Annotated in this window: 19 protein-coding genes and 5 tRNA genes; 10 read left to right on the top strand and 14 right to left on the bottom strand. The window is 60.8% G+C overall.

Features of this window, described 5'->3' with window-relative positions; translation table 11 throughout:
- Positions 1 to 9: 9 nt before the first annotated feature.
- From AC1ATL_RS02415 to trmB, 4 genes are all read right to left on the bottom strand, one after another.
- Positions 10 to 85, bottom strand: a tRNA-Phe gene (locus AC1ATL_RS02415).
- A gap of 23 nt (positions 86 to 108) precedes the next feature.
- Positions 109 to 182 (bottom strand) — tRNA-Asp (locus AC1ATL_RS02410).
- 25 nt (positions 183 to 207) lie between these two features.
- Positions 208 to 279 (bottom strand) — tRNA-Glu (locus tag AC1ATL_RS02405).
- A 134-nt stretch (positions 280 to 413) separates the two neighbouring features.
- Positions 414 to 1,286: a tRNA (guanosine(46)-N7)-methyltransferase TrmB gene (gene trmB, locus AC1ATL_RS02400; RefSeq protein WP_432622803.1), complete on the bottom strand. Its 873-nt coding sequence runs from the start codon at positions 1,284 to 1,286 to the stop codon at positions 414 to 416.
- Positions 1,287 to 1,453: 167 nt separating this feature from the next.
- On the opposite strand from trmB, the gene galE reads away from it, so the two are divergent.
- Positions 1,454 to 2,464 carry a UDP-glucose 4-epimerase GalE gene (galE, locus tag AC1ATL_RS02395; protein ID WP_432622805.1) on the top strand — a complete coding sequence of 337 codons (1,011 nt, stop codon included), beginning with the start codon at positions 1,454 to 1,456 and terminating at the stop codon, positions 2,462 to 2,464.
- Positions 2,465 to 2,698: 234 nt separating this feature from the next.
- Positions 2,699 to 2,775: transfer RNA gene (locus AC1ATL_RS02390), tRNA-Asp, on the top strand.
- A 319-nt stretch (positions 2,776 to 3,094) separates the two neighbouring features.
- On the opposite strand, the gene AC1ATL_RS02385 is transcribed toward AC1ATL_RS02390, so the two are convergent.
- The 3 genes from AC1ATL_RS02385 to AC1ATL_RS02375 all read right to left on the bottom strand — a co-directional run bounded on the left by AC1ATL_RS02385 (position 3,095) and on the right by AC1ATL_RS02375 (position 5,220).
- The gene (locus AC1ATL_RS02385) at positions 3,095 to 3,598 is read right to left on the bottom strand and encodes a low molecular weight protein-tyrosine-phosphatase (protein WP_432622807.1); all 504 of its coding nucleotides are present in this window, start codon (positions 3,596 to 3,598) and stop codon (positions 3,095 to 3,097) included.
- A 7-nt stretch (positions 3,599 to 3,605) separates the two neighbouring features.
- Positions 3,606 to 4,271 (bottom strand): dihydrofolate reductase, encoded by a 666-nt coding sequence (locus AC1ATL_RS02380; protein ID WP_432622809.1) that lies wholly within the window; start codon positions 4,269 to 4,271, stop codon positions 3,606 to 3,608.
- 76 nt (positions 4,272 to 4,347) lie between these two features.
- Positions 4,348 to 5,220 (bottom strand): thymidylate synthase, encoded by an 873-nt coding sequence (locus tag AC1ATL_RS02375; protein ID WP_476568146.1) that lies wholly within the window; start codon positions 5,218 to 5,220, stop codon positions 4,348 to 4,350.
- A gap of 192 nt (positions 5,221 to 5,412) precedes the next feature.
- Here AC1ATL_RS02375 and AC1ATL_RS02370 point away from each other — a divergent pair, with 192 nt between their 5' ends.
- Entirely contained in the window at positions 5,413 to 5,826 is a 414-nt protein-coding gene (locus tag AC1ATL_RS02370) for an OsmC family protein (RefSeq protein WP_432622813.1), read from the top strand.
- A 126-nt stretch (positions 5,827 to 5,952) separates the two neighbouring features.
- Here the strand turns inward: AC1ATL_RS02370 and AC1ATL_RS02365 are convergent, their stop codons facing one another.
- The 3 genes from AC1ATL_RS02365 to AC1ATL_RS02355 all read right to left on the bottom strand — a co-directional run bounded on the left by AC1ATL_RS02365 (position 5,953) and on the right by AC1ATL_RS02355 (position 8,914).
- The gene (locus AC1ATL_RS02365; protein ID WP_432622815.1) at positions 5,953 to 6,987 is read right to left on the bottom strand and encodes a universal stress protein; all 1,035 of its coding nucleotides are present in this window, start codon (positions 6,985 to 6,987) and stop codon (positions 5,953 to 5,955) included.
- Positions 6,988 to 7,143: 156 nt separating this feature from the next.
- Positions 7,144 to 7,917, bottom strand: coding sequence for a C40 family peptidase (locus tag AC1ATL_RS02360; RefSeq protein WP_476568143.1), 774 nt, complete (start codon positions 7,915 to 7,917; stop codon positions 7,144 to 7,146).
- Positions 7,918 to 7,978: 61 nt separating this feature from the next.
- Positions 7,979 to 8,914, bottom strand: coding sequence for a CHAP domain-containing protein (locus tag AC1ATL_RS02355; protein WP_476568141.1), 936 nt, complete (start codon positions 8,912 to 8,914; stop codon positions 7,979 to 7,981).
- A 226-nt stretch (positions 8,915 to 9,140) separates the two neighbouring features.
- On the opposite strand from AC1ATL_RS02355, the gene serC reads away from it, so the two are divergent.
- Together serC and AC1ATL_RS02345 are read left to right on the top strand one after the other, a co-directional pair.
- Entirely contained in the window at positions 9,141 to 10,283 is a 1,143-nt protein-coding gene (gene serC, locus AC1ATL_RS02350; RefSeq protein WP_432622821.1) for a phosphoserine transaminase, read from the top strand.
- A 31-nt stretch (positions 10,284 to 10,314) separates the two neighbouring features.
- Positions 10,315 to 10,569 carry a DUF2530 domain-containing protein gene (locus AC1ATL_RS02345; RefSeq protein WP_432622839.1) on the top strand — a complete coding sequence of 85 codons (255 nt, stop codon included), beginning with the start codon at positions 10,315 to 10,317 and terminating at the stop codon, positions 10,567 to 10,569.
- 113 nt (positions 10,570 to 10,682) lie between these two features.
- Here AC1ATL_RS02345 and AC1ATL_RS02340 read toward each other — a convergent pair whose 3' ends face one another.
- Positions 10,683 to 11,858 (bottom strand): sensor histidine kinase, encoded by a 1,176-nt coding sequence (locus AC1ATL_RS02340; protein WP_476568138.1) that lies wholly within the window; start codon positions 11,856 to 11,858, stop codon positions 10,683 to 10,685.
- Positions 11,859 to 12,052: 194 nt separating this feature from the next.
- Between AC1ATL_RS02340 and phoU the strand changes: the two genes are divergently transcribed.
- Both phoU and AC1ATL_RS02330 read left to right on the top strand, forming a co-directional pair.
- Positions 12,053 to 12,733 carry a phosphate signaling complex protein PhoU gene (phoU, locus tag AC1ATL_RS02335; RefSeq protein ID WP_432622825.1) on the top strand — a complete coding sequence of 227 codons (681 nt, stop codon included), beginning with the start codon at positions 12,053 to 12,055 and terminating at the stop codon, positions 12,731 to 12,733.
- Between the two features lie 220 nt (positions 12,734 to 12,953).
- Positions 12,954 to 14,834: an oleate hydratase gene (locus AC1ATL_RS02330; protein ID WP_476568136.1), complete on the top strand. Its 1,881-nt coding sequence runs from the start codon at positions 12,954 to 12,956 to the stop codon at positions 14,832 to 14,834.
- 189 nt (positions 14,835 to 15,023) lie between these two features.
- Here the strand turns inward: AC1ATL_RS02330 and AC1ATL_RS02325 are convergent, their stop codons facing one another.
- On the bottom strand, positions 15,024 to 15,764 hold the full coding sequence (locus AC1ATL_RS02325; RefSeq protein ID WP_432622829.1) for a phosphoglyceromutase: 741 nt from the start codon (positions 15,762 to 15,764) through the stop codon (positions 15,024 to 15,026).
- A gap of 108 nt (positions 15,765 to 15,872) precedes the next feature.
- Entirely contained in the window at positions 15,873 to 16,940 is a 1,068-nt protein-coding gene (gene menA / locus AC1ATL_RS02320) for a 1,4-dihydroxy-2-naphthoate octaprenyltransferase (RefSeq protein WP_476568133.1), read from the bottom strand.
- A 210-nt stretch (positions 16,941 to 17,150) separates the two neighbouring features.
- Here menA and AC1ATL_RS02315 point away from each other — a divergent pair, with 210 nt between their 5' ends.
- Complete coding sequence (locus AC1ATL_RS02315; RefSeq protein WP_432622841.1) at positions 17,151 to 17,531, top strand: RDD family protein; 381 nt, start codon at positions 17,151 to 17,153, stop codon at positions 17,529 to 17,531.
- A gap of 309 nt (positions 17,532 to 17,840) precedes the next feature.
- On the opposite strand, the gene lysS is transcribed toward AC1ATL_RS02315, so the two are convergent.
- Positions 17,841 to 19,520 (bottom strand): lysine--tRNA ligase, encoded by a 1,680-nt coding sequence (gene lysS / locus AC1ATL_RS02310; RefSeq protein WP_217063199.1) that lies wholly within the window; start codon positions 19,518 to 19,520, stop codon positions 17,841 to 17,843.
- Between the two features lie 95 nt (positions 19,521 to 19,615).
- On the opposite strand from lysS, the gene AC1ATL_RS02305 reads away from it, so the two are divergent.
- Together AC1ATL_RS02305 and AC1ATL_RS02300 are read left to right on the top strand one after the other, a co-directional pair.
- Positions 19,616 to 19,689 (top strand) — tRNA-Pro (locus tag AC1ATL_RS02305).
- Positions 19,690 to 19,862: 173 nt separating this feature from the next.
- Positions 19,863 to 21,017 carry an MFS transporter gene (locus tag AC1ATL_RS02300; RefSeq protein ID WP_476568131.1) on the top strand — a complete coding sequence of 385 codons (1,155 nt, stop codon included), beginning with the start codon at positions 19,863 to 19,865 and terminating at the stop codon, positions 21,015 to 21,017.
- Positions 21,018 to 21,151: the final 134 nt, after the last annotated feature.

Here is a 21,151-nt window from a genome sequence, read left to right as displayed (position 1 = left end):
GGCTTCAAATGGTGGCTCCGAGCGGCATCGATCCGCTGACCTAACGATTTTCAGTCGTTCGCTCTACCAACTGAGCTACAGAGCCATGAACAACTTGCGTTGTTCGAGCGACCACGGCCGGACTTGAACCGGTGACCTCCGCCGTGACAGGGCGGCGCTCTAACCAACTGAGCTACGCGGCCATTGCCACCTTGTTACCAAGGCAAGTACCCCCTGAGAGAGTCGAACTCTCGTTGTCAGATTGAAAGTCTGGTGTCCTAACCGTTAGACGAAGGGGGCGCTTTCAGCGTTTCCGCTTGACAACTTGACCTACTATACGCGATTCAGCCCGACATGCAAATCACGGCGTGTCGCGACGCGGCGCAGCAAGGCGAAAAACGCTGGAAACCATTGGAATCACACGCCTTGCAGGGTCACACGCGACGATAGGTGAAATCGTGGATCACACGATTGGCGGCAAGCCCCTTCTTCTCGAAATTGGTGAGAACACGACCGTCGAATCGCTCCGATTCGACGAAATCGGCGTGTCGCAACGCGGCGGCCTCGTCCGCATTGCCCTTGCCGACATGCTCGACGGGCAGGCTCACAGTGAGCGTGCCGTCGTTGCGGAAGCCCTCCAAGCCATCCATGACCTCATGGACGTGCAATGCGTAATCCTCGATATCGGTGGCGATGCGCCACACCCCGCCCTCGGCCAGCGTGCGGTGGATGTCCGCGGCGAGCTCCGACTGCACGATGCGACGCTTGTGGTGACGCATCTTCGGCCACGGATCGGGGAAGAACGTCCACACTTCGGCGATCGATCCATCCGCGGCGGCTTTGAACAGCTCAGGGGCGTTGACCTGGGCGATGCGTAGGTTCTCAAGGCCCTGCTTGCCGGCCAGCAGCATCGTGTGGGCCACGCCCGGGTCGTAGACCTCCAGCGCGAGGAAATTGGTTTCCGGATGCGAGGCCGCCGCGGCCACGACGTTCTCGCCTTGGCCCGAACCGATTTCCACGATCAACGGATTGCCGTTGCCCCAGGTCTCGCGGATATAGGCTTGGTCGAATACGAATCCGTCGCGCACATCGAGCGACCCCTCGCCCGCGTTGATCTTCAGCAGGTAGGTGTCGGCATAGGCGTCCCATGCGCGCTGCAGGCGCGCGTCGAGCCGGGCGGAACGACGCACGAAGGACAGCACTTTGCGGCCGTACAGCACTGGCCTGCCGTCGGCGGCCGCCTGCGCATTCCGTACGTTTTCGTCTGTTTCATGGCCATCAATCGGCGTGTTTTCGTCTTGTTGCATACCCTAATTTATAGAGGAAACACAGGAGCGAATCGATTATGTGCGTTCGTGTTCGCGTGTTATACTCAAATTGTTCAAAAGGTAACAAACTCGAGCAAAAGTGAACAATGGTTGACGTTTTCACCAACTATTGCATCCCGGAGCTCATTTGGAGGAAAGGCCAGAACATGACAGTTCTCGTCACTGGTGGGTGCGGTTACATCGGCGCCCATGTCGTCCACGCGCTTCATCAGGCCGGTGAAAAGGTCGTTGTCGTCGACGATCTGAGCTACGGCAAGCCCACCCGTATCGAAGGATCCCGCCTGTACGGCATGGATATCGCCGCTCCGGGCGCCGGTGAGCGCCTTGCGGAGATCATGAAGGCCGAAGGCGTCGACTCCGTAATCCACTTCGCCGCCCGCAAGCAGGTCGGCGAATCCGTCGAGAAGCCGCTGTGGTACTACCAGCAGAACATCAACGGCATGCTCAACGTGCTCATCGGCATGCGCGATTCCGGCGCCAAGAAGCTCGTCTTCTCCTCCTCCGCCGCCACCTACGGCGTGCCGCCGGTCGATGTGGTCCCAGAGGACGTCGTGCCGATGCTGCCGATCAACCCGTACGGACAGACCAAGCTGTTCGGCGAGTGGATGGCCCGCGCATGCGAAGAGCCATACGGCATCCGTTTCTGCGGTCTGCGCTACTTCAACGTGGCCGGCTGCGGCCCGGTGGAGCTTGAGGATCCGGCCATCCTGAACCTCATCCCGATGCTGTTCAACCGCCTCAAGCAGGGCAAGGCCCCCGCTATCTTCGGCGACGACTATCCGACCCCGGACGGCACCTGCGTGCGCGACTACATCCACGTGTCCGATCTGGCCGACGCGCACATCGCCGCTCTGAAGTATCTGGACCGCGACGAGCGCAAGTACGATGCGTTCAATGTCGGCACCGGCGAGGGCACCTCCGTACGCCAGATTGTCGACGAGGTCAAGAAGGTCACCGGCCTGCCGTTCAAGGAGACCGTCATGGCCCGCCGTGCAGGCGATCCGCCGCACCTGATCGGCTCCCCGAAGCGCATCAACGAGGAGATGGGCTGGCACGCCAAGTACAACGTCGAGGACATCGTGAAGTCCGCTTGGGCCGCATGGCAGGCCAATCCGGAGCACCACATCGACGTCGACACCTGGAAGCAGGAAGACTAGTTTTCCGCGATTGATTGTCAGCGCCGACGTCAATACACGGCAGTGCGCTGAAAATACGATGAGAAGCCGTCTTGCATGGGAGTTTTCCCTTATGCAAGACGGCTTTTCATGTCCTCGGCACTTTTTCGATTGCCTGCAATGAACGATTCCGACGGCCGTGACACGCCGTAATTTGCATGATGACGATTTTGCCGTAATATTTTTATCTGTTGTCAGTCGCAAGATTGAAACAACGGCCGCGTAGCTCAGTTGGTTAGAGCGCCGCCCTGTCACGGCGGAGGTCACCGGTTCAAGTCCGGCCGTGGTCGCCACCAAACCCCAGCCCAACCCGCTGGGGTTTTTCTTTTCCTCCCCCCTCCTTCCCCGCGCCATTACACGCCGCTGCAACGCATCCCAAAAACGAAACAATCACCGCGGAAAAGCAGAAATACCCCGCAAAGCGAGGTGGAGGCCGGCACATGCGTTATAAGACCGTAAAGACTCAGCCTAAGCGGCCCGGAGCGTGTCGTTAATGCATATGCCGGTCTCCACCGGACACCACGAAAAGCAAATATCTCACATTCCACCGAACGCAACAAACAAAAACGGCATGCCCGTAATACAGACATGCCGCACTCGCAATAAGAAAATTCAGTTCTGCAACTGCTTTTCGACCCAATCGACGATATATGGCGCAACCTCTTCGATTTGGTCGATCGCCACTTCGAATTCGCGCGGTCCGCCATACCACGGGTCCACCAGATCGATCTCGTCCTCACGTCCCGCGGACGGCTTGGGCAGGTTCGGGTCGAAGCTGCGGTACATATGCACCTGCGCACGCTTGCCCTGCGGAAGCTGGCGAAGCAATGCGCGCATATGCGAAGCGGTCATCGGCAGGAACAGGTCGGTGCGTTCGATCTCGTCGCGGGTGATGCGATGCGCGAAATGATGCGCAGGAAGCTCATAGCCGCGTTCCTTCAGCACCTTGACCGCGCGACGGTCGATCGGGTTGCCGTATTCCTCGTCGCTGACGCCGCTGGATTCGACGTCGACCCTGTCGTCCAGTCCGCGGCGCTCGAATTCGGCGCGCAGAATGATCTCGGCCATGGGAGAACGGCAGATGTTGCCCGTGCACACGGTCATCACGGTATACATGGAAAATTTACTCCTTGCGATTCTTCTCGTACGTCACGAAACGGAAGCCTTCGATGTCGTCGCTCCCCTTCCGCGTCTTCATCCACGTGCCTTCCTCGGCCACACGCCATACGCCGGATTCGACCAGCGCGTGGATGTCCGGCGCGTAGGTGTCGGCGTCCACGTGCATGCTGATCTGCGTCACATACGCCTTGTCCGCGAATGGCATGGCTTCCCGGAATATCTGCGATCCGCCGATGATCCAGATTTCGCTACGGTCGAGGCCGTCGTCCGGAATGGCCTCCTGACGGGCCAGGTCCAGCGCGTCCTCCAGAGAATCCACCACGGTGGCGCCCGGCGCGCAATAGGACGGGTCGTGTGAGACCACGATGTTGTCGCGATTCGGCAGCGGACGGAATTTCGGACTCAGCGACTCCCACGTCCTGCGACCCATGATGACCGGATGGGAGACGGTCAGTTCCGTGAAACGCCTCATGTCCTCAGGCAGATGCCATGGCATGCCGCCTTCGAATCCGATGGCACCGTCGTGACCTTCCTTGTCACAGGCCTGCGCCCAGATCAGATTCACCGAAAAGGTCTTGGGAAAATCGTCACCCCAATCCTCTTCTTCTTCACGCCCGGCAAGTCCGGGCTCGGGTTCGTGATAGCCACTACGGCTACTGTCGTGCTCCATTTCACTCACTCCTTGAAGTCGAACTAGAGTCAGTAGTCTAACGTTTGGCGAAGACTCGCCAAACGGGGCGATCGTTTCAGACCGCCACCGGCGCCTTGATGGTCGGATGATGCCGGTAATCCACGATTTCGAAATCGTCGTAATCGTAGTCGAACAGCGAATCGGCCTTGTTGATGCGAATCTTCGGATACGGGTACGGCGTGCGTCCCAGCTGCTCCAGCACCTGGTCGATGTGGTTGTCGTAGACGTGGCAGTCGCCGCCGGTCCAGACGAATTCACCCGGTTCGAGGTTCGTCTGTTGCGCCATCATGAGGGTCAGCAGCGAATAGGAGGCGATGTTGAACGGCACTCCGAGGAACATGTCGCAGGAACGCTGGTACAGCTGGCAGCTCAGGCGCCCGTCGGCCACGTAGAACTGGAACAGCGCATGGCATGGCGGCAGGGCCATGTTCTCCACTTCCGCGGGGTTCCATGCGGAGACCACCATACGGCGGGAATCGGGATGGTTTCTGATCAGGTCGAGCACATTCGAGATCTGGTCGATGGTGCGGTTCGGATCGTCCGGCGTCGGAGCGGGCCAGCTACGCCATTGCGCGCCGTACACCGGTCCCAGATCGCCGTTCTCGTCGGCCCATTCGTCCCAGATGTGCACGTTGTGCTCCTGCAGCCAGCGCACGTTCGTGGAGCCCTTGAGGAACCACAGCAGCTCATATGCCAGACCTTTGAAGAACACGGTCTTTGTGGTGAGCAGCGGGAAGCTGTCCTTGAGGTCGAAGCGCATCTGCTGGCCGAACAGGGAGATGGTGCCGGTGCCGGTGCGGTCGGATTTCAGCGTGCCTTCCATGAGGATCTTGCGCACCAGGTCCTCGTAGGGCATCGGAATGTCGGTTTCCGGGCGTGCGGGGATGCGGGTGCGGATGTCTGCGAGTTGTTCGGAAGTCAAAGCCATAACCGTTCAGTCTATACACAGCCATGGAGCCGTTTTGCCGATGGTTTCGTCGAATCGGCCGGAGTCTTGCGGACGGAGCCTTGCAAATGGGCCCTTACGCAATGCGGAACGCGTTCCTCCGATTCCATGGCGATACGCTAGATTGGAACATGGTCGGCGCGAATGGCGCGCCATAGGACATGAGGAGTTTCCATGGGCAAGAGACTGTGGGTAGAGCGCAACAAAGACGGTTCCTGGGACGCGTTCAGCGATGACGGCGCGCATATCAAGTTCGGCAAGGGCCGCGGGCAGTTCACGCCGGGCGATCTGATGAAGGTCGCGCTGGCTGGTTGCGCCGCGCTGTCCAGCCAGTTCGCCGTCGAGCACACGCTGGGCGAGGGCAAGGGCGCCAAAATCGTGGTGGACGGCACCTATGACGCCGATAGCGACGCCTATATCGGATTCGACGAGCAGGTGGTCGTCGACGCCACCGACGCCGGTCTGAGCGATGAGGACGCCGAGAAGCTCGCCGATCGCGTCAGCCGCCATATCGAGAAGGGCTGCACGGTCAAGCACACGTACGTCGAGCCGACGCCGGTCCGCATGAACGTCACCGTCAAGCACTGACGCACGTTTCCGCGACGTTCGCACGAACGAACGCGCATACGCATACGAAGGGGCGGTTGCGATTCCCGGTCGGGATTCGCAACCGCCCCTCGTTTTTTCTATGATTTTCAGGCGTTTACCATGATGTCACTGGCGTTCCGGATCAATCTTCGTCTCGATGGCTTCGGCGACCTCCGGCTCGGCCTTCTTGACCGGCACTTCCTCGACGCCCTTGATCTCGTCGATCGCCTTCGGCTTGATGTCGGCAGGCGAGCTCGGCGCAGTGTCGAGACGGCTTTCCGCGGCCTCCACATACTTGCGCGGCACCACATACACCGGACCGGCCGCGTGCTGCAGCAGGCCCTGGCTGGTGGAGCCGAGCAGCAGACCGGTGAAGCCGCCACGGCCACGGGAGCCGACCACAACGACGTCATGATCGAAGCTGGCCTTGGTCAACGCTCCAATCGCCGGGCCCGGCACAATCTGCTTGTTGATCTTAAGATTCGGATGAGCCTCTTCGAACGGCTTGATGCGCACATCGAGGTCCTCCTTGTAGGAGGCCATGACGCCTTCGTCCTCGGAACCCTTCATGTTGGGAACCGCGGAGATGACATCCAGCTCGGCACCCCAGGAATCGGCGAACGAGGCTGCAATCTCCAAAGCCTTCAGACCCCACTTGGATTCGTCGGAACCGACGGCGACCTTGGTGATGGTGTTGTTCAGGTGCATCAGATTGCCTTCGTCGTCGGTGTACGGCACCACGACGATGGGGCAATACGCGTATGCCGGCAGGCTGGAGCTGGTGGTGCCCAGCAGACGTTCGGCCAGACCGCCCTTGCCACGGTTGCCGATGACGATGAGGTTGTAGTTGCGCGACAGTTCGACGAACACGGACGCCGGATCTCCCGTGACGATCAACGTCGATGCCTCGACGCCCTGTTCGTCGGCAATGGCCTTGGCCTTCGACAGAATCTCCTGAGCGTCGTTATGGGCCGCGTTGTCATCCCCCATGGCCGTGTATGTGGCATCGAACGAGACCGCAGCATAGCTTGGCAACGAGTACGCGCAGACGATCTGCAGCGTCAGTCCGGCATGCTTCGCGTAATTCGCTGCCCACCACGTAGCTTTATAGCTGGCGTGGGATCCATCAACACCAACGAGGATTGCCTTGTCATTAATCATGAGCGACCTCCTTGAATCACATCGCGGCAACGCGACTGTGCGTTGCACCTACGTTCCACAATACCGCGCGACATGCGATTTGCGCGTAACGACGCGGGAAAAACAAACAAAAAGGGCGTATCCCATGTGGGATACGCCCTCAGCGCAAAAGCCGGTTCACAGCACGCGGCGAATCACATAGCTGCTGGTGAACACCGCCAACGAAGTGACCTGGGTTCCCTGCGCGGGGTTCAACGCGTTGATGACCATGCCGTTGCCGATGTAGATGGCGGCATGCTGCGAATTGACGATAATGTCTCCGGGAGCGGCGTCCGCGATGCTGCCCACCGGGGAGCCGACGCTCATCTGCGCGCCGGAGTAATGGGGAAGGCTCACACCAAACTGGGAGAACACCCACTGCACGAAACCGGAGCAGTCCCAACCGGATGGCTGGTTGCCTCCAGCGACATACGGATAGCCTTGGAATTGAAGCGCATACTGGGCGAGGGCCTGGCCAGTGGCGGTGGCCGGCGCAGCGGGGATGCCGGTGGTCGATGACGTAGTAGCGGATCCCGTGCTCAAAGCGGAACGGCTTTCGGAACGGTTCGCGGCCTGGGACTGAGCCTGAGCTTGGGCCTGGGCTCGAGCCTGCTCCTCTTCCCGGGCCTTCTGATCGGCCGCTTCCTGATCCTTCTCGGCCTGCGACTTCGTCTGCGGGACGTTCAGGCTTTCCACTCCGCCCCAATCCGAACCGGATTCGACTTGGGTGGAAGTGGATTCCGCGAGGATGTTCTTCCTCACGGCGTTGGTCTTCGGGAAGGAACGGGTCGCGACGACGGCTTCCTGCCGCGTCGCGTCACTTGCGGCCATAGCGGTAGGAGCCACGCCGACGAAAGCAAGAGAAGCCGCGGCGAGCACAGTAATCAAAGGAAATAATTTAATGCTCTTCATCACTGCCGATGATACCGCGTCCCCCATACAGGGACGATGGGCCACTGATATGGCTGACGATTCAGTAATGGATGTAGGTCAGTTTCGAAGCGGCGTCCGCGCTGAAGGTCCTGTCGGAAATCACTCCAAGACCTTTCACATTCGATTCCGAGATTTCAATGGAACCGTCGGCATTGATCTTCTCGACGATCGCCACATGTCCGTAATCGGCGTCCGCGCCCTGCTGTCCCGGGGCGAACACGATGACATCGCCGACATGACGAGGGGTTCCGTCCACCCAATAGCCCAAGGCCTTCGCGGATGTGCCCCAATCACGGGCATTGCCGAAATGGCTTCCGACCGGCAGTCCTAGCTGGTGCCTACGGGTGTAGGCCCACCAGGTGCACTGGCCGTACGGATAGCCGCTGCCGTCCTCGCCAGTGGCGTGGTTCGGATTGAAACCCGCGGGCAGGATGGAGCTGTCCTGATCCATCAGCACCGCGACGTTCGGATTGTCGGCGAGGGACTTGGACAGCAGGCTGGCATCCATGGAGGAGCTGGTCTCACCCAGCTGCCAACCACCGTTGTTACTGGTTGAGGATTCCTTGAGCGCGGCACGGTCCTCGGAACGGGAGGCGGCACCATCCGACACGCGTTTGATCTGCGTGGTCTCAACGCCATCGTCAGCAAGCACCAGACGGGAGGCGTTCTGCTGGCTGAATGCCAAAGCGGTCGCCGCGGTACCGACAAGAGCGGCCAGGGACGCGGACGTCACCAACGTGGATTTGCGGGAAGCCGCTTTGGCAGCCTCACGCATGGCACGGCGGCTCATCGGAGCCACCTCGTTGAGCTTTTCCACCACTTCCGGAGCAAGACCTACCACTGCGCCGCCATCCGCCAGCTGCGCCATGCGCACCGCCTTGGCGGTATGGGAACCACGGCTTGACGTGAACAGCGCCTTGGAAACGCTGAAACGCGCGCTCGAAGCCTTGGCAGCCTTATGCGCCGCATGTCTCATATATCAATCACTCCTTGCGGATTAAGAAATCGCATCAACTTATGGCCGTGCAATTACAGAACCGTCACACAATACCACAGGCTACACCGACATAGGGATTAACGTAAGGCATATTCCCCACATTGCAGGAGCGCATTCCTGTCGTTTTCCCCGCATTTCATGGCGAAAAGTTCGGAAAATGAACGCGCCACCATGCAATCCGACCATCTGACTACCCTATGGAACCATGACGAACACTATGAACATTCCTTCCGATTTGCTTCCCGAGGACGGACGCTTCGGCTCGGGGCCGAGCAAGATCCGCCCGGAGCAGGTTCAGGCGCTCGACGCGGGCGCGCGCAATCTTCTGGGAACCTCCCACCGCCAGACCCCGGTCAAGCAGGTGGTCGGCTCCATCCGAGAGGGACTGTCGAACTTCTTCCAGATCCCCGACGGCTATGAGGTGGTTCTCGGCAACGGCGGCGCCAGCGCGTTCTGGGACATCGCCTGCGCCTCGCTCATCACCCGCAAGGCCGCGTTCGGCGCATACGGCTCCTTCAGCGCGAAGTTCGCCAAATCCGCGCAGTCCGCGCCCTTCCTCGAGGATCCGGAGATCTTCGAGGGCGAGCCGGGCACATATCGTCTGCCGGAGCTCACCGAATACGTGGACGCCTACTGCTGGGCGCACAACGAGACCTCCACCGGCGTGGCGGCTCCGGTCAAGCGCATCGAAGGCTCCCAAGAGCAGGGCGCGCTGACCCTTATCGACGCCACCAGCGGCGCCGGCGCGCTTGACGTGGACATCAGCCAGACCGACGCCTACTACTTCTCCCCGCAGAAGGCATTCGGCTCCGACGGCGGCCTGTGGATCGCCGTGCTGTCCCCAGCCGCGATCGACCGCGCCTACGGCATCGCGAAAAGCGTCAAGCTTCCGGGCGCACGCCGTTGGATTCCTCCGTTCCTCTCCCTGACCTCCGCCATCGAGAACTCCCGGAAGGACCAGACGCTGAACACTCCAGCCGTGGCCACGCTGGTCATGCTGGAGAACCAGGTGCGCTGGCTCAACGACAACGGCGGACTCGCCTGGGCCACGGCACGCTGCGCCCGTTCCGCGTCCCTGCTGTATCAGTGGGCGGAGAAATCCGACTATGCGCAGCCCTTCGTCTCCGACAAGAACGCGCGTTCCAACGCCGTAGTCACCATCGACCTCGACGAGAACGTCAACGCGTCCCAGGTGGTCGCGGCGCTGCGCGAGAACGGCATCGTGGACACCAACGGCTATCGCAAGCTCGGCCGCAACCAGCTGCGCATCGGTGTGTTCCCGTCGGTGGAGCCAAGCGACGTCGAGGCGCTCACGAAGTGCGTCGATTACGTGGTCGAGCATCTGTGACCCGGAACGCGAGGTGAGACTCCCCATGAAACTGAAACTCGCTCCGATTATCGATCCAAGCGTGCGTAGGCCATCACCGAAGCCGGTCCGCGTCGATCTGCGGAAGGTGTTCACGTTCGGCACCGCCTTGTGGGCCATCGCCTTGGTGGTCTGCATGATTCTGCTGGCCATCGGCATCAACGTGGAACGTGCGCAGACCATGTGCGCCGCCGGCACGGTGGTCGGCGTGCTCATGCTGGTCTGGGAGCATTTCGACCGGTGGGATTACCGCCGACTCGGAGAATGATTCCCCTGTTCGATTGACCGGTAGTTCAGCCGAACGCGAAAAGAACCGATTGGGCCGCTTGCCATAGGGTTTGGCAAGCGGCCCAATCGTATTTCCATAACCTTCCATCACCCTCAACCACGGGCGGCAGGCAACGTCAACGTGAACGTGCTGCCCTGTCCGGGAGCGCTCCACACGGAAGCCGACCCATGGTGGGTCAACGCCACATGCTTGACGATGGCGAGCCCCAGTCCGACGCCGTCGCCGGAACGCTCGTTCTGATTGCCACCACGGTAGAACCGCTCGAAAATACGGTCCTGCTCCTTTCTCTCGATGCCGCAACCGCGGTCGATCACGCTGATCAGCACCTGCGAACCATCCTCGTCCGGCTTCACGGACACGGTCACGCCCTTGCCATCCGGGGAATATGCGATGGCATTCTCGAGCAGCTTCGCGATCGCGGTTTGGATCTGCTCGCTGTCGCCATTGGCCTCCAGCGATCCGTCGCCATTGACCTCGATGTCGATTCCCCGCTGCCGTGCGGCCTGTCGATGCGCGTCGGCGACGGCTTCAACCTGTTCCATGACGTTGATGCGATTGTCGGACGTCGGCAGAATCGGTTCCTGCGCTTTGATGAGCAGCAGCAGATCGGACACCATATGCTTCATGTGGGCGCAGGATCGGCGCAATTTGGCCGCGCTTCTCTCGACGACGTCCTTGTCGGCTCCATCGTTCTCCAAAGAGTCCGCAAGCTCCTCCAACGATTGCGTCGGCTTGAGCAGCTGCTCGGAAACGTTGACGATGAAGGAATCACGCACCTGGGAGAATCGGACCGTATCGCTCACGTCGGAGACGAGCACCACCACGAACCGCTCGTTGAGCCTGCCGACGATCACCTTCAGCCAGTTCGGGCGGGACACCGACGTGGAAGGCTTGTCCTGCGATTGCCCCATCAACGACTGTCTGGCCACCTCACGAACGGATGGCCGGCCGGCCTTGGGCGCCTTCTTCGGCGAATGCAATGTGGTGGTGGTCAGATCGAACTGCCTCTTGCCACCGTAGGAACGCACTTCGTGCACCGCGCTTGCCACGGTGTCGTCCGCGATGACGTCATCGCGCACCACGCCGAGGGCATAGGCGTCGGGATGCGCACGCACCACCTCGTCATGCTCGTCTACCACGATGGAGACCAGCGGAAGAATGGACAGCAACGCGTTCGTCGTATCGTCCAGCGTATCGCCATCGGCATCGCGGCCATCATCACGGCGATGCGTCAGACCGCCCCACCACATCTTCAGGGATTCAAACATGCCTTCATTCTCGCATAACCCGGACATGCACATGGACGACGCCGCACGTTCGTGAACGCACGGTGAACGCACGGGTGAACTTTGACGGAACAACACGTTCGACGCATGCGGATCCGCAGTTTACCTAATACACTTGGAAAAGGCTATATCCGAACCCGATACCAACACACGTGAAGCATTTGAAAGGCAAGCATATGCGCGTTATTTTCAACGAAGAGCTCAAGGCTGTCGCCGATGACCTCGACCGCATGGTGCAGGACGTCCGCAAGGCGATCAACGGCGCCGGAGACGCGTTGATCAACCAGAACCTCGAGGCGGCCCAGGCGGTCATCGACGGAGACATCGAAATCGATGCCCTCGAATCCAGCGTCATCGACCAGTGCGTGAAACTGCTGGCCAAGCAGAGCCCGGTGGCCACCGACCTGCGCGTGGTCGTCTCCACACTGCGACTGGCCGCCACCTTCGAACGCATGGGCGATCTGGCCCGCCATATCGCCGAAGCGGCCCGCCGCACCTATCCGGTCTCTCCCCTGCCGGCCGAAGCCCAGCCGCTGTTCGCGGAAATGCAGGCGTTCCTGGACAACGTGGCCGACCAAGTGGTCTCCATGCTCTCCGACCGCGACACCAAGACAGCCGAGGAGATCATTCTCAACGACGACAAGCTCGATGCCCTGCACAAGAAGACCTTCGAGCTGGCGCAGTCCGAAACCTGGTCGGGCACGAACCAGCAGCTCATCGACGTGGTGCTGATCGGCCGTTTCATGGAGCGTCTTGGCGACCATGCCGTCTCCGCGGCCCGCCGCGTCGTGTTCATCGTCTCCGGCTTCGACCCGTCCAAGGAGCCGTCCCGCGACGAAGGCACCGACATCGACTGACATTTCTTTTTTTTTGCAGCTTCTTTGCGCGAAAGACGGTTTCCGCATCCCGCGGGCACCGTCTTTCATTGCATTTCCCCGTGTTTTCCCATCTTTCACCATCCTTCTTCCGTCGCCATCGAAATACATTCAAAATTAGACATCATGTCTAACTTATGCCCGTATACTTTCCGATCGCAATGCGGCACAATGGGCTCAGCGACATCCAAAGGAGGAAGTCATGTACTATTCCAACGGCAATTACGAAGCGTTCGCCCGGCCGAAGAAGCCCGAGGGAATCGACGCCAAGAACGCATACATCATCGGCACCGGACTTGCCGCCCTGAGCGCGGCCTGCTATCTGGTACGCGACGCGCAGATGCCCGGCAGCCATATCCACGTGTTCGAGAAGGACGCGGTCCCCGGCGGCGCCTGCGATGGCGCGAACATTCCGGGACTGGGCTATGTGATGCGCGGCGGACGCGAGATGGACAACCATTTCGAAGTGATGTGGGATCTGTTCCGCTCCATCCCCTCCATCGAGACCGAGGGCGTTTCCGTGTTGGATGAGTACTACTGGCTCAACAAGGAGGATCCGAACTTCTCGCTGTGCCGCTCCACCAAGGCCCGTGGCGTCGACGGCGGCACGGACGGCAAGTTCGCGCTTTCCGACAAGGCTGCGATGGAGATCATGAAGCTGTTCTTCACGCCGGACGAGGAATTGTACGGCAAGAAGATCTCCGACTTCTTCGACGACGAGGTGTTCGATTCGAATTTCTGGATGTACTGGCGTACCATGTTCGCCTTCGAGAACTGGCATAGCGCGTTGGAGATGAAGCTGTACATCCGCCGCTACATCCACCACATCGGCGGCCTGCCCGATTTCAGCGCGCTGCGTTTCACCCGCTACAACCAGTACGAGTCGATGATTCTGCCGATGACCAAGTATCTGGAAAGCTTCGGCGTGCAGTTCCACTACAACGTGAAGGTGGAGAACATCGAATTCGCCATCGGCGGCGGCATGGGTCCCATGCGCCCGCATACCGGCACCGGACAGGACACGATCCTCAGAAAGCAGGCCGAATCCGGCGCGTATCCACGCAATCCGTTCAGCTCGCCGACGCGCAAGGCGGCCACACGCATCGACCTGACCGAAGCCGACGGCACGGCCCGCAGCATCGACCTGACCGATGACGACCTGGTGTTCATCACCAATGGCGGATGCGTGGAGAACTCCTCCATGGGCTCGCAGACCACCTCAGCCACATGGGATCCCGAACTCAAGCCCGGCGGCGGCTGGGACATGTGGCGGCGCATCGCGGCGCAGGATCCGAGCTTCGGGCACCCGGACGTGTTCTGCTCCGACCCCGAGCATTCGAAGTGGATGAGCGCCACCGTCACCACGCTCGATATGGAGATTCCGCCGTACATCCAGAAGATCTGCAAGCGCGACCCGTTCACCGGGCATGTGGTGACGGGTGGCATCGTCACCGTGGAGGACTCCAATTGGCTGATGAGCTGGACGCTCAACCGCCAGCAGCAGTTCCGCGACCAGCCGAAGGACCAGCTGTGCGTATGGGTGTACGGCCTGTTCCCGGACAAGCCCGGCAACTACGTGAAGAAGCCGATGCGGGAATGCACCGGCGAGGAGATCTGCGCCGAATGGCTCTACCATATGGGCGTGCCGACCGACAAGATTGAGGATCTGGCCAAGAACCACGCCAACACCATACCGGTGATGATGCCGTACATCGATGCATTCTTCATGCCAAGGTCCGCCGGCGATCGTCCCGACGTGGTGCCGGACGGCGCGGTGAACTTCGCGTTCCTCGGCCAGTTTGCCGAGACCCCGCGCGACACGATCTTCACCACCGAATATTCGATGCGCACCGGCATGGAGGCCGTGTACACGCTGTGCGACGTGGATCGCGGTGTACCGGAGGTGTGGGGTTCGGTCTACGACATACGCGACCTGCTCAACGCCACGGTGATGCTGCGCGACGGCAAGCCGATCACCGATATGAACCTCAACATCGTCGAGAAGACGCTGCTGAAGCAGGTCCTGAAGAAGCTGGATGCCACGGATGTGCCGAAGCTACTCAAGGAATACGGCGTGATCTGAGCCGATTGCACCCACGTCCGTCCACCGCCGCTATTCCGCGTCGGGCAACACATACGGTGGGCGGACGTGATATTTCCGACAAAGGCGCCGGACGCAAAAAGGTGGGAACCCACGTACTGTGGATTCCCACCTTTTCATATGCGTTTCATGCGATCGAACGCGATAGCCCGCGTATCAATCGCAGCGAACTCACTTCTGGCCCTGAGCGGCGACGGCGGCGGCACCGGCAGCGGCGGCTTCCGGATCCAGGTACTCGCCACGCGGCTTGATCGGCTTGAAGTTCTCGTCCAGCTCGTACAGCAGCGGCATTGCGGTCGGGATGTTGACCTTGGCGATCTCCTCTTCGGAGAGGTTGTCAAGCATCTTCACGATGGCGCGCAGGCTGTTGCCGTGAGCGGCGATCAGAACGGTCTTGCCGGCCTTCAGCTCCGGCTCGATGTCGGACTTGAAGTACGGCTCGACACGCTTGACCACATCGGCCAGGCACTCGGCTTCCGGAACCGGATCGCCGGTGTAGCGCGGATCATGGTTCTGCGCGTACTCGTCGTTCGGATCGATCTCGGGCGGCGGGGTGGCGTAGGAACGACGCCACAGCATGAACTTCTCGTCGCCGTACTCTTCGCGGATGGTGGTCTTGTTCTTGCCCTGCAGAGCGCCGTAGTGACGCTCGTTGAGACGCCAGCTGCGCTTGACGGGGATCCACAGGCGATCGGCCTCATCCAGCGCGTAGTTGGCGGTGTTGATGGCGCGGCGCAGCATCGAAGTGAAGACGATATCCGGAAGGACGTTCTTCTCCTTGAGCAGGCGGCCGCCGTTCTTGGCTTCCTCGACGCCCTGTTCGGTCAGCGGGACATCGACCCAGCCGGTGAACTGATTGGTTTTATTCCATGCGCTCTGTCCATGACGGAGCAGTACTAGTTTGTAAGTCATAGTTGCCAGTCTACCGCCTTGTGCGGCCAACACAACCGGTGATGACGATTATTCGGTTACGGTCATGAAACAATTTTCATTCCGTTGCACGGACGTTTGCAGTCGGGCTCAAGCGAACGCCACCGTTGCGACGAATGCGGCGGCGAGCGCCAGCGAGGCGAAGGTGCAGAGCGGCAGTGCTTTGCTGTAGTGTTTTCTTGCGATTGCGACGGCTGTGGCAGCGCATATCGCGCAGGTAATCGCCAGCATGACGATTGTCGAGATCGTGCATGCCGATTGCAGCTTGGTATACGCGACAGCCAGCAGCACGGCAGCGGCCAGCAGCACGATCGTGAAGACGGTGCCGTTGCGACGGTCCAACGCGGTCATCCACGTATGTTTGCCGTGTTCACGGTCGGATTCGATATCGCGCAGGTTGTTGACGCACAGGACCGCGACGGCGATGAGACCGACGTTCACGCCGCCGCACACGCCCGCCAAGGAGACCGTGCCGGTCAGAGCGAACATCGTGCCGCAGGTGGCGACCAGGCCGAAGAAGACGAATACGAATATCTCACCCAAATAGTGGTAGCCGTAGGGGTGTTTGCCGCCGACATAGCACCATCCGGCCACGAGGCAGGCGATGCCGATCAGAATGAGCCACCAGTAGCCGGTCAATGCGATGACGGCCAGACCGCACAGACAGGCAATCAGCGCGTTGATTCCGGCCGCGGCCAGCACTTTTCTGGGATTCACGCCGGATGCGATGAGACGGGCGGGACCACGCTGGGACTGCGATGCCTGAGACGAAACCGGTCTTGAATTCCGTTCCGTAGGCTGATTCTCCGAATCGATGGCACGCCCCTCATCGGTGCCACGCACACCGTCGGAATAGTCGTTTGCATAATTCGCGGCGATCTGCAGGAACAATGCCACACAGCCGCACAGTACCGCCACCACAGCAAACCAGCCCACCGAACGCTGGCATGCGCCGACCAACGAACCAAGCTTCCACTCCCCCAGGTCATGCTGCCCGCCGAAGAACGGACACGGCTCGTGCAGCAGATCACCGCCCTGCGAATACACGAACATGCCCCGCCACGACAGCGCGGCGCCGATAGCCACCGGGGCGATCGCCAACGGCAACGTCTTCAGGCGAGCGCCGCGAATCCAAGTCGATAACTGCATGAACGCCATTCTACGTGCGGTTCAGGTTTCCGGGTGGCCCCATTTTTCGGTGAGCCATATGGCGATCGCCTGGCTGCGTGTTCTGGCATTGAGCTTCGCCATGGCACGTTTGGTGTGGGTTTTGACCGTGAGCCACACACACGTCTACATATACTGACTGGTGATATGAATTCCTGATTGACCAACGCACAGGAAGACCCATTGACGGAGGGAGACGCCATGTTGGCCCCATGGTGGCGCAGAGCCGTAGCATACGTCATTCGCATCATATTGCCGGCATCGTTGCTGTCACAGCTGATAGGAAGCATCCTGTTCGACAGATCCTCACCGGATGGAACAACCGGATTCTGGCTATTCGCCGTATCCGCCGTCGCCGCCGGCATGTTCTCCACATGGTCCACGCACAACGGTCAATCCTGGGCGCATCGTCTGCTCAGGATCCAGGTATGCAATCAGGATTCCGGAACTCCCATAACCGGCTTGGCCATGGGACTACGCGAGATAGCGCACATCGTTGGGCACCGCTATGTATCGGTTTCCTTTGGCCATTATGGGACAAGAACAATCAGACCTTCGCCGACAAACTCGTCAACACGATAGTGGTGAATGTGGCCTAGTTCATGCAGCGTGTCTAGCTTCAATGTTTCGCAGACATTCCCCGCTATTCTTCACAGCAGCACGAAACACCAGATGAAACACATTCTCAAATGCGAAAAGGGCGCTTCCCTATCGGAAAACGCCCTTAGATTTTCTTGCCTCAGTTCAGCGGCTTCATTTTAAAAGGATGGCTCCGGCGGAAACGGATACCTTCGTCGGCGAACAGTCCACAGGACCGTTCTTCTCCTCGGGCGGCATCCTGCCAAGCGGGATGCCGCGCCTCGCGTCAAACCGATATGAACTGAGCTTCGCTCAGTTCAGCGGTTTGACCAGCGGGAAGGTGATGGTCTCGCGGATGGTGGCGCCGGTCAGGGCGATGAGCAGTCGGTCGATGCCCATGCCCATGCCGCCTGCCGGAGGCATGCCCACGCCGAGGGCCTCCAGGAAGTCCTCATCGATGTCGCAGGCCTCTTCATCGCCGGCGAGCGCATCCTTGGCCTGGGCCACGAAGCGTTCGCGCTGCACGACCGGGTCATTGAGCTCGGAGTAGCCGGTGGCCAGCTCGAAGCCGCGCACGTACAGATCCCACTTCTCGACCACGCCGGCCTTGGAACGGTGGCCCTTGACCAGCGGGGAGGTCTCGACCGGGAAGTCGCGCACGAAGGTCGGCTCGTACAGCTTGTCCTCGTAGAAGTGCTCCCACAGGTGTTCGACGAGCTTGCCGTGGTTCTCCACGTCGTCGCGTTCCACGCCGAGCTTGTCGGCGATCTCGCCCAGGTGCTCCACGGAGGTGCCGGGGTTGTCCGGGCCGCCGTTCGGCACGATCTCCTCGCCCAGGGCTTCGGAGAGGGAGTCGTACATGCTGATGGTCTTCCATTCGCCGCCGAAGTCGTATTCGGTGCCGTCCAGCAGGGTCACCTTGTGGCTGCCGAATACGTCCATGGCGGTGTCCTGCACGAGCTGCTTGACGAGCGCGCCGATGGTGTCGTAGTTGCCGTAGGCCTGGTAGGCCTCGACCATGGTGAATTCCGGGGCGTGGGTGGCGTCGACGCCTTCGTTGCGGAAGTCGCGGTTGATTTCGAACACGCGGTCGATGCCGCCGACGAGGCAGCGCTTCAAGAACAGTTCCGGCGCGATGCGCAGGTAGAGGTCCAGGTCGAAGGCGTTCATGTGCGTGGTGAACGGACGTGCCGCGGCACCGCCGTGCACGGTCTGCAGCATCGGGGTCTCGACCTCAAGGAAGTCATGGTCGGCGAAGGTCTTGCGCAGGGAGGCGACGGCCTTGGAACGGTTGCGCACCATGTTGCGGATCTTCTCGTCCGCGATCATGCCGATGTACGGCTTGCGGGTGCGGGTATCTTCGTTCAGCTCCTTGTGCAGAGCCGGCAGCGGCTGCAGCGCCTTGGCGGCGATGGCCCATTCGGTGGCGAACACGGACAGTTCGCCAGTCTTGGAGGCGATCACGCGGCCCTTGATGAACAGGTGGTCGCCCAGGTCGACCAGCTGCTTGAACTGCTTCAGGGAGTCGGCGCCGATCTCCTTCTTGGAGATCATGCCCTGGATCTTGGTGCCGTCGCCGGCGGCGAGCTGCACGAAGCACAGGCCGCCCGCGTTACGCAGGAAGAGCACGCGGCCGGCGATGCCGACCACGTCCTCGGTCTCGTCGCCCGCTTCGAGCTTGCCGTCGTACTTGGCACGGACCTCTTCGATGGTGGCGGTGACGTCAAGGGTCACCGGGTACGGCTGGATGCCTTCCTTGAGCATCATGGCGCGCTTGGCCACGCGCATCTGCACCTGCTCCGGGTGGGCCAGCGGGCCGAATTCCTTGTTGGACGGGTCCACGGCCTCGTCCAAGGTGGCGCCGTCGTTGATCTTGGCGCGAATCGCAGCATCCTGCTGCAGCAGCATTTCGGCGCGTTCCACCGTGGTCATAGTGGGGACCGCAGCCTCGTCCTCATTCTGGTTTTCTTGGGATTCATTGGTCTCAGTCATAAGCCAACAGTGTACCGAGAAGCCACTACACAACACGCGACACGCCGTGTTTGCAAGCGCCGCGCAATCGTGTAACATAACCAACTGTTGCCAAACGGGCTGTAGCGCAGCTTGGTAGCGCGCTTCGTTCGGGACGAAGAGGCCGCGGGTTCAAATCCCGCCAGCCCGACAACTAAGGCGGAACTTCGGTTCCGCCTTTTTCTTTGCCTTTCCACCAAACCGACGCTTGGCATCGTCTCACCGTCGGTTTCACGGGAATCGCAATATCGAACCGACGCCCGGCACCATCCAAGTGCCGGCCCAAACGCTGGTTCGGCGGAAAATCCAAAATAAGGAATCCCCATGAAGAGAAGCATTCTGGCGCTGGCCTCCGGCGCCTTCATCCTCGGCGCCGCCGAATTCGTGATGATGGGCATCCTGCCCCAGACGGCCGCCGCCATGCATGTCAGCATTCCCGCGGCCGGCCATTACATCTCCGCGTACGCCATCGGCGTGTGCGTCGGCACGCTGATCCTGGTGTTCGGCCGCAAGGTGCCGCCGAAGCATCTCATCATCCTGTTCATGGCCATCGCACTGGTCGGCAACACGCTCAGCGCCGTCTCCTTCTGCTCGCCGATGCTGCTGGTGGCGCGTTTCATCTCCGGCCTGCCGCATGGCGCGTTCTTCGGCACGGCCACGCTGATCGCCAAAACGCTTGCCGACAAGGGCAAGGAGGCGCAATCCGTGTCCATGATGGTGATGGGCCAGACGGTGGCCAACATGCTGGGCGTGCCCGCGGGAACACTGCTCGCCGAGGCGATGTCTTGGCGGCTGGCGTTCGCGATTCTGGCCGCTTGGGCGCTTATGACGATCATCGTGGTGATTTCGTGGGTGCCGTCCATCGACCCGATCAAGGATGCCGGCATCAAGGGGCAGTTCCGCTTCCTCACCCACCCCGGCCCGTGGCTGATTCTGCTGGCCGTGTTCTTCGGCAATTCCGGCATCTTCTGCTGGTGGAGCTACGTGTCGCCATGGCTGCAGAAAACCGGCGGATGGCCGGCTGCGATGGTGCCGATTCTGATGGTGCTCGCCGGTCTCGGCATGGTGGTCGGCGGCATTGCGGGCGGCAGGCTGACCGACCTGTGGAAGGCGGGCGCGACCGCGGCGCTGTCGCACGGCATCGCCTTGTGCGGACTGTTGCTGGTCTTCCTGCTGCCCGGCAATCATGCGACCACCGCGCTGCTGACGTTCGTCATCGGTTTCGCGCTGTTCTTCAATTCGTCGCCGCAGCAACTGCTGATGGTGCAGGCGGGCGAAGGCGGCGGCGAGCTGATCGCCGGTGCCGCCGTGCAGATCGCTTTCAATTTCGGCAATGCGATCGGTTCCATCGTCGGCGGCGCAGCACTGACTGCGACTGCGATGAACTACCATTTCACCGGCATCGCAGGTGCGCCGATCAGCCTGCTCGCCGTGATCCTGCTGGTGCTCTACACCCGTCGCTACGAAACCCGCGCCTAACCCCTCATCCCAACTCCCCACTTCTCTCTCCCAAATCCCATCTCAGCGTCGATTCCATCGTCCCCAATCCGTCAAACCGACGCTGAGGAGGGACTAAGCGTCGGTTTGACGGAAATCGCAATATCAAACCGACG

The organism is Bifidobacterium sp. LH_743, from assembly GCF_056355775.1.
The sequence above is the reverse complement of the archived record's forward strand: the minus strand, read 5'-3'. Positions and strand labels throughout refer to the sequence as shown.

Excerpts from the sequence above, each read along its gene's own strand:
- trmB (WP_432622803.1), bottom strand. The coding sequence starts at position 1,286 with ATGCAACAAGACGAAAACACGCCGATTGATGGCCATGAAACAGACGAA.
- galE (WP_432622805.1), top strand. The coding sequence starts at position 1,454 with ATGACAGTTCTCGTCACTGGTGGGTGCGGTTACATCGGCGCCCATGTC.
- AC1ATL_RS02385 (WP_432622807.1), bottom strand. The coding sequence starts at position 3,598 with ATGTATACCGTGATGACCGTGTGCACGGGCAACATCTGCCGTTCTCCC.
- AC1ATL_RS02380 (WP_432622809.1), bottom strand. The coding sequence starts at position 4,271 with ATGGAGCACGACAGTAGCCGTAGTGGCTATCACGAACCCGAGCCCGGA.
- AC1ATL_RS02375 (WP_476568146.1), bottom strand. The coding sequence starts at position 5,220 with ATGGCTTTGACTTCCGAACAACTCGCAGACATCCGCACCCGCATCCCC.
- AC1ATL_RS02370 (WP_432622813.1), top strand. The coding sequence starts at position 5,413 with ATGGGCAAGAGACTGTGGGTAGAGCGCAACAAAGACGGTTCCTGGGAC.
- AC1ATL_RS02365 (WP_432622815.1), bottom strand. The coding sequence starts at position 6,987 with ATGATTAATGACAAGGCAATCCTCGTTGGTGTTGATGGATCCCACGCC.
- AC1ATL_RS02360 (WP_476568143.1), bottom strand. The coding sequence starts at position 7,917 with ATGAAGAGCATTAAATTATTTCCTTTGATTACTGTGCTCGCCGCGGCT.
- AC1ATL_RS02355 (WP_476568141.1), bottom strand. The coding sequence starts at position 8,914 with ATGAGACATGCGGCGCATAAGGCTGCCAAGGCTTCGAGCGCGCGTTTC.
- serC (WP_432622821.1), top strand. The coding sequence starts at position 9,141 with ATGACGAACACTATGAACATTCCTTCCGATTTGCTTCCCGAGGACGGA.
- AC1ATL_RS02340 (WP_476568138.1), bottom strand. The coding sequence starts at position 11,858 with ATGTTTGAATCCCTGAAGATGTGGTGGGGCGGTCTGACGCATCGCCGT.
- phoU (WP_432622825.1), top strand. The coding sequence starts at position 12,053 with ATGCGCGTTATTTTCAACGAAGAGCTCAAGGCTGTCGCCGATGACCTC.
- AC1ATL_RS02330 (WP_476568136.1), top strand. The coding sequence starts at position 12,954 with ATGTACTATTCCAACGGCAATTACGAAGCGTTCGCCCGGCCGAAGAAG.
- AC1ATL_RS02325 (WP_432622829.1), bottom strand. The coding sequence starts at position 15,764 with ATGACTTACAAACTAGTACTGCTCCGTCATGGACAGAGCGCATGGAAT.
- menA (WP_476568133.1), bottom strand. The coding sequence starts at position 16,940 with ATGGCGTTCATGCAGTTATCGACTTGGATTCGCGGCGCTCGCCTGAAG.
- AC1ATL_RS02315 (WP_432622841.1), top strand. The coding sequence starts at position 17,151 with ATGTTGGCCCCATGGTGGCGCAGAGCCGTAGCATACGTCATTCGCATC.
- lysS (WP_217063199.1), bottom strand. The coding sequence starts at position 19,520 with ATGACTGAGACCAATGAATCCCAAGAAAACCAGAATGAGGACGAGGCT.
- AC1ATL_RS02300 (WP_476568131.1), top strand. The coding sequence starts at position 19,863 with ATGAAGAGAAGCATTCTGGCGCTGGCCTCCGGCGCCTTCATCCTCGGC.